Annotated in this window: 6 protein-coding genes; 2 read left to right on the forward strand and 4 right to left on the reverse strand. The window is 53.2% G+C overall.

What is annotated here, in order from left to right; genetic code table 11:
• The first annotated feature begins 54 nt into the window (after positions 1-54).
• Positions 55-1413, forward strand: coding sequence for an aspartate aminotransferase family protein (locus DZC51_RS08115; RefSeq protein ID WP_157294882.1), 1359 nt, complete (start codon positions 55-57; stop codon positions 1411-1413).
• 67 nt (positions 1414-1480) lie between these two features.
• Positions 1481-2614: an alanine dehydrogenase gene (ald, locus tag DZC51_RS08120; RefSeq protein ID WP_157294883.1), complete on the forward strand. Its 1134-nt coding sequence runs from the start codon at positions 1481-1483 to the stop codon at positions 2612-2614.
• A gap of 307 nt (positions 2615-2921) precedes the next feature.
• Here the strand turns inward: ald and DZC51_RS08125 are convergent, their stop codons facing one another.
• The 4 genes from DZC51_RS08125 to DZC51_RS08140 all read right to left on the reverse strand — a co-directional run bounded on the left by DZC51_RS08125 (position 2922) and on the right by DZC51_RS08140 (position 6402).
• Entirely contained in the window at positions 2922-3572 is a 651-nt protein-coding gene (locus DZC51_RS08125; protein WP_157294884.1) for a glycerol-3-phosphate acyltransferase, read from the reverse strand.
• 125 nt (positions 3573-3697) lie between these two features.
• Positions 3698-4243 (reverse strand): GNAT family N-acetyltransferase, encoded by a 546-nt coding sequence (locus tag DZC51_RS08130; RefSeq protein ID WP_157294885.1) that lies wholly within the window; start codon positions 4241-4243, stop codon positions 3698-3700.
• A gap of 119 nt (positions 4244-4362) precedes the next feature.
• On the reverse strand, positions 4363-5031 hold the full coding sequence (locus tag DZC51_RS08135) for a YwqG family protein (RefSeq protein WP_157294886.1): 669 nt from the start codon (positions 5029-5031) through the stop codon (positions 4363-4365).
• A gap of 43 nt (positions 5032-5074) precedes the next feature.
• Positions 5075-6402 (reverse strand): IS3 family transposase gene (locus tag DZC51_RS08140; RefSeq protein ID WP_370513675.1). Its coding sequence is split into 2 segments (ribosomal slippage): positions 5075-6015 and positions 6015-6402, totalling 1329 coding nucleotides; the frame shifts between segments, so codons are not numbered across the junction.
• Positions 6403-6482: the final 80 nt, after the last annotated feature.

The raw sequence follows: 6482 nt of genomic DNA on the forward strand, positions 1-6482 counted from the left end.
CCGCCCTCGAGGCGGCTGACTTTTAAACGAATTCATCCGAGAGGGGATAGTACGATGACCGTTGTAAAGACGGATACCCAAACGCTCGTCGAAAAGGACCGGCAGAACGTCTGGCACCATATCTCTCCATATGTAGAAAAGAACCCGCCGATGATTTGGGCAAAAGGGGAAGGCGCCTGGGTGACCGACCATGAGGGGAACCGCTACCTGGACGGCATGTCCGGACTTTGGTGCGTGAATGTCGGCTACGGCCGTGAGGAGCTAGCGAAAGCAGCCTATGACCAGATGAAGGAACTGTGCTATGTGCCGATGACGCAGAGCCACGAGCCGGCGATCGAGCTCGCGGCGAAGCTGAACGAATGGCTCGAGGATGACTACATGATCTTCTATTCCAACAGCGGATCCGACGCGAATGAAGTCGCATTCAAGATCGCCCGCCAGTACCACCAGCAAAAGGGGAATGCTTCACGCTACAAGTTCATCAGCCGCTACCGTGCCTACCACGGCAGCTCGATGGGCGCGCTTGCGGCGACCGGGCAGTCGCTCCGCAAGTACAAGTATGAGCCGCTCGCACCGGGCTTCCTTCATGTGGCACCACCGGACAACTACCGCCGTCCGGAAGGCATGAGCGTTGAGGACTACAACATCATGCGCGCTGAGGAACTGGAGCAGAAGATCATCTGGGAGCAGGAAGAGACGGTTGCCGGAGTCATCATGGAGCCGCTCATCACGGGCGGGGGCATCCTCATCCCGCATCCGGTCTACCTGGAGAAGGTACAGGAAATCTGCAATAAGCACGGCGTCCTGCTCATCATCGACGAAGTCATCTGCGGATTCGGCCGCACGGGCAAGAAATTCGGCCACCAGAACTTCGGCGTGAAGCCGGACATCGTGACCATGGCGAAAGGGCTCACGAGTGCCTATCTGCCGCTGTCGGTCACTGCGGTGCGCAAGGACATCTATGAAACATTCAAGGACAGCGCGGACAACAGCCATTTCCGCCATGTGAACACATTCGGCGGCAACCCGGCAGCATGCGCGGTGGCTCTGAAGAACCTCGAAATCATCGAGCGGGAAGGCCTTGTCGAGCGGGCGGACCGACACGGCGAGCGTCTCCGTGCGGAATTGGCGGAGCTTGAGGAGCACCCGTATGTCGGCGAGATCCGCGGAATCGGCTTCCTTCTCGGCGTCGAGCTGGTCGAAGACAAACAGACCCGCGAACCGGCAAGTGCAGCGCGGATCGGCAAGATCATCGCCGACTGCAAGGCGAACGGCCTGATCGTCGGCAAAAACGGAGACACGGTTGCTGGACACAACAATATCCTGACGCTGTCCCCGCCGCTTGCCTGCACGGACCAGGATGTTGATTTTATTATTTCTGTAATCAAGAAGGTTTTTGAAGAGAACCGTTGAAATTAGTAAGTTGGGGAATTAGTATCCGGGAGGCGCCTGCCTCCCTTTATGATGGAGGGAAATGGACATGAAAATCGGTGTACCTAAAGAGATTAAAAACAACGAAAACCGCGTCGCCATGACGCCTGCAGGAGTAGCTACACTGGCCACTGCCGGCCATGAAGTGATCATTGAAAAAGGGGCCGGCCTCGGCTCAGGCTTCACAGATGAGGAGTACGCCAACGAAGGTGCGGTGATCGTAGAGACGGCTGCGGATGCATGGGCTGCCGAAATGGTCATGAAGGTCAAGGAACCGTTGCCGGAAGAGTATGGCTACTTCCGTGAAGACCTGATTTTGTTCACGTATCTTCACCTGGCTGCAGAACCTGAACTTGCAGCAGCACTTCTCGAGAAGAACGTCACCGCCATTGCCTATGAAACGGTCCAGCTGCCGAACCGCTCGCTGCCGCTCCTCTCGCCTATGAGCGAAGTCGCAGGCCGCATGGCAACACAGATCGGCGCACAGTTCCTCGAGCGCATCCACGGCGGCAAAGGGATCCTCCTGTCCGGCGTGCCGGGCGTCCAGCGCGGCAAAGTCACCGTCATCGGCGGCGGCATGGCCGGAGCCAACGCTGCACGAGTTGCAGTCGGCATGGGTGCCAAGGTCACGGTCATCGACCTGAGCCCTGAGCGTCTTCGTCAGCTGGATGACCAGTTCGGCAACGATATCCAGACACTGATGTCGAACCCGTTCAACATCGCGGAAGCGGTGAAGGACGCGGACCTCGTCGTCGGGGCTGTACTGATTCCGGGTGCCAAAGCGCCGAAGCTCGTAACAGAAGAGATGGTCAAGTCCATGCAGCCGGGCTCCGTGCTCGTCGACATCGCGATCGACCAGGGCGGCATCTTCGAAACATCGGACCGCATCACCACGCATGACGATCCGACCTATGAAAAGCATGGCGTCGTCCACTACGCAGTTGCCAACATGCCGGGCGCGGTGCCGCGCACATCCACAATGGCGCTCACAAACGTAACTGTGCCATACGCGCTGCAGATCGCAAACAAAGGATGGAAGCAGGCAGCACTCGACAACGAGCCGCTCCGCAAAGGCTTCAACACTTATGCCGGCCGTGTGACTTACAAGACAGTAGCTGAAGATCTTGGCTACACGCACGCCGATCTTCTCGACCTGGTCGAGCCGGTTGCACAGCATAACTAATTGAACATGAAGAGGGGGACCTGTCCTGGACAAGTCCCCCTTTTACTATGAGCGCTAATATTAGCGGTGGTGAACCGGAATATTCCTCATGGGCGGCTGTGACCGACCATAGCCGCAGGTGTTGATTTCGTCATTCATCCGTCCGGTCTCGTCATTCATCCAACCAATTTCGTCATTCACCCTGATAATTTCGTCATTCGGGTCCTGAAAGCGGACGAATGATGAAATTGAACCGGCGAATGACGAAACTAAGCCCACGAATGACGAAACCGTGGGAAGCAGGTTGTTACGATGAAGCGGACTTTACTCAGGCCGTCTTTTTCTTCCCAAACACGGACGACACCCGTTTTTCCTCGCCGGCCCGCATCCTGCGGAAGTTCTCGATATGCTTCCATATCGCCATTGCGAACAGCCCGGCAGCGATCAGGTCCGGACCGGCGCCCGGTGCAAAAACGACGGCGGTCACAATGAAAGTGACATACAGCATGAGGACGCCAAACACGAGAAAGTCGGTTGCGAGAGAAACAATGATGAGAAGAGCGAGTCCCACGACTCCGATTTTCCAGTCAAAGCCGAGGAGCACACCGATGACCGTTGCGGTCCCCTTGCCCCCATTAAAGCTCATATGGAACGGGAAATTATGCCCGAGGATCGTCGCGGCCGCCATCGCAAAGACCAGCAGGGCACCCGCTTCCGGACCAAGCCCGATTGCCGAAGATATCCACCTGGCGAGGAGCACTGCTGCAACCCCTTTTCCGATATCAATGGCGGCGACAAGTGCCCCATATTTCTTGCCAAGGACGATGGCCGCATTTGATGCGCCGGCATTTTTAACGCCAGTTTCTTTCAGGTTTACACCAGACAACCATCCGGCGACGGTGGAACCGTGGATGTTGCCAATCAGGTAGCCGGCAATCACCGCAACGGCGATCCATAACCAGCCCAGTGGTTCGGGCATGTCTTCAGCCTCCAATCAATTAGTTGTTTATATTAAGGGTGATTCAGCCTAATATAAGGGGTTTTCTTCGGTTCTCTTCAACCAAAAAACTGATTTCCATGACCGGCTTTTCCGTCACTTCGAATCTAAGCGTTCTGTGCAGTTTTATTTATATATTCTTTATGTAATATTGACATGATGATTTCATCCGAAAATTCCCCATTATAGTATAAAGAATCTCGTAAAATCCCTTCTTGCTTGAAGCCTGATTTTTCATAAGCTCTAATGCCGCGCTTATTATGGCTGAATACTTCTAATTGCAATCGATTCAATTTTAATTCTTCAAAAACAAATTTCAAGACCAGTTGAATGGCTTCTGTACCAAAACCCTTACCTGTCAATTCAATGGTATTCATTGAAATTCTAAAACCAGCTTTGCTGTTATTTTCGTCTATATCAGAAATCGACAGTTCTCCAATCATCTGTCCATTTTCATTTAGACAAATAGCAAAATCATAGCGTGTTGAATCCTCATTTGAAATTCTGATATGTTGTTGGATTTGTTCCAAAGTGAACGAACCTTTTGTTCCAGTCATGTATCGGATTTCTTCATCATTTACAGTGGTTAAAAATAATTTTGCATCTGATTCCTCTAGAGGGCGCAGATAAATTCTTTCGCTTTTTAAATTCAAGATTACTCCTCCTGCATATAAAAGTTCACATCCTCACAGAGCTGGCGGCATGGCGCATGCTTTCGGGCTGTCAGGGACTGGATGCCCCCGTAGCCCGTTTAGTAAGGCGGGCTCAACCGTCACCCGCATTGCATGATCATCTGCGTCCTGTCAAAGCGTTTCTTGGCAAGGTCTTTTTCTCGTATGCAGAAATACAGCATGCCAAGGTCACCCCAGACGGCATCTAGATCTTCATCACTGTCCATCTGGAAAAGAAGAACATAGTCCTCGGCCGCTCTCTCTGCCGCATCCCAGTATTCTATCCCATCGCAGTAGTGGGCGATTTCCGGGAACACGGGATTCTGGACGGCAAACGGATGGCCAAGCACCTGATGGTGGGGAGCCCCTTCCTCCAGCAGTTCGAAAATCGCCTCTCCGGTGTCATCATCGAAATCCATCCTGATGATGGCGTCAGCGTCCAATGTATCCTGCGGGCTGAACGAAGCGGCAAACTCCGGCAGCATGCCTTCTTCCGGCACTTCCCGCCGTTCAAGCCCTGCCGGGTTTTCAAAGTAAAGCACCTTCCAGCCGGTGCGGTCGTCTTCCTCTCCGCCCCACGGCTGCTCTTGCGTGTCATAGAAGAATGACAGGATCCCGGAAGCGGGGAGGGGGCGGGCATTGCCGGCAAGTGCGGCATCCGACAGGTTAAGTTGCGCAATCAGAGTGAGCGGCCTGCCGTCTTTGGAGGGCAGCTCCGCATCCGTCGGCAGGTCAGGCGCACCGCCGAACTTTGAGGCACCGGGCGCCATGAACCGAACCCTATAAAGCGGACAGCTTAATAAAAGACCCTGCTTATGCGGCGATGAGATGACTCCGGTATTGTGCCGGAGTCATCTTTTTTAGATTCCATTGATATCGGTGGTTGTTGTACTCGTAAACATACTCATCCACCAGTAGTTTGAGCTCATCGAAGGTTTGGCATTGCCTGTAGTCAATTTCATCTTTCATATGACCGAAGAAGGATTCCATCGGCGCATTGTCCCAACAATTTCCCTTTCGGGACATTGATTGTTTGATGTTCAGGTCCTTGATGCGTTTCTGATACTCGGGATGGGTGTAGTGGAACCCTTGGTCTGAATGAAGGACGATTTCCGGATGAAGATTCTCTCCAAGAGCTCCTTCAAGCTTGTCCAGCGTCCGGTAGACGATTGGCATGGAAAGGCTGGTCGTCAGTTCATGGACGAGGATTTCCTTGGTCGCCGCATCCTTTATCGTGGAAAGGTAGGCTGGCTGGCCTTTGCCGTGATACAGATAGGTAATATCAGTCAGGAGGACCTTGCCCGGCTCATCCTGTTGGAACTCACGATTCAGGTGATTAGACACCGTACGGTGTTCCTGCGTCGCCTTCGCCATCTTCCTGTAGGGATGGGCTCTCCGGATTCTGGCATGAAGGCCGAAGAGGCCAGTGAGGCGAAGGATTTTCTTGTGGTTCATGACTACGCCATATTCATTCCTCAAAATCATATGTAGGGTGCGGTATCCTGCTTTCCCTTTCTTCCGTTCCTGGATCTCGATCAGTAGAAGGGCATCCTCATAATCCGCCTCCGCACGGAGGTCGCGTGAATCACGGCGGATCAGCCATTCATAGTAACCCTGACGGCGGACTCCCGCGACCCTGCATAGATAGGCGACGGCTCTCTTGAGCCCAAACGTCCGGATCACTTCTTCAATCAATGCATATTTCTCTCCCGGTGTAAGCCTTACTTCCTCAGCCTCCTCTCGGCTGCCTCTAACTTTTTTAACAATTCCAGTTCAGCCTCTAGATACTTGATCTTAGCCTGTGCCTTTTTCAGTTGTTCTTCCGCAGACAGATCTCGTGTTACCGGCCGGCCAGTGCTTCCGCGGCCCCGACGCTCAGACAACAGTCCTTCCTCGCCAAGGGCGTCATACGATTTCCTCCATCGCTTTAGCGATTGTTTAGGTATATCCGTCCCAATCTGCTTGGGATCCAACCCTGCCTCCAGGAAGATTTCGTATGGCGTCTTGCCTTCCTGATAGGCCTTCACGGCGTTCAATTTAAATTCAGGCGAGTATTGTATGGTCTTATCCGTTACATGAAGGACATTGGGATTGTCCTCGAGAAGTCGGCGAATGGATTCATTGATAGGTTGGCGGCTCATTGAAAATCTCCTCCGTTCAACTTTGTGTTCAGTATAGCGGAGTTTTTGACCACGCAAAAACCCCGAACCGGGACTTTTTT

It is taken from the genome of Bhargavaea sp. CC-171006 (assembly GCF_009761675.1).
Lineage (GTDB): Bacteria > Bacillota > Bacilli > Bacillales_A > Planococcaceae > Bhargavaea > Bhargavaea changchunensis.

Coding starts and splice junctions, on each gene's coding strand:
- DZC51_RS08135 (WP_157294886.1), bottom strand. CDS start 5,031: ATGGCGCCCGGTGCCTCAAAGTTCGGCGGTGCGCCTGACCTGCCGACG.
- DZC51_RS08125 (WP_157294884.1), bottom strand. CDS start 3,572: ATGCCCGAACCACTGGGCTGGTTATGGATCGCCGTTGCGGTGATTGCC.
- ald (WP_157294883.1), top strand. CDS start 1,481: ATGAAAATCGGTGTACCTAAAGAGATTAAAAACAACGAAAACCGCGTC.
- DZC51_RS08115 (WP_157294882.1), top strand. CDS start 55: ATGACCGTTGTAAAGACGGATACCCAAACGCTCGTCGAAAAGGACCGG.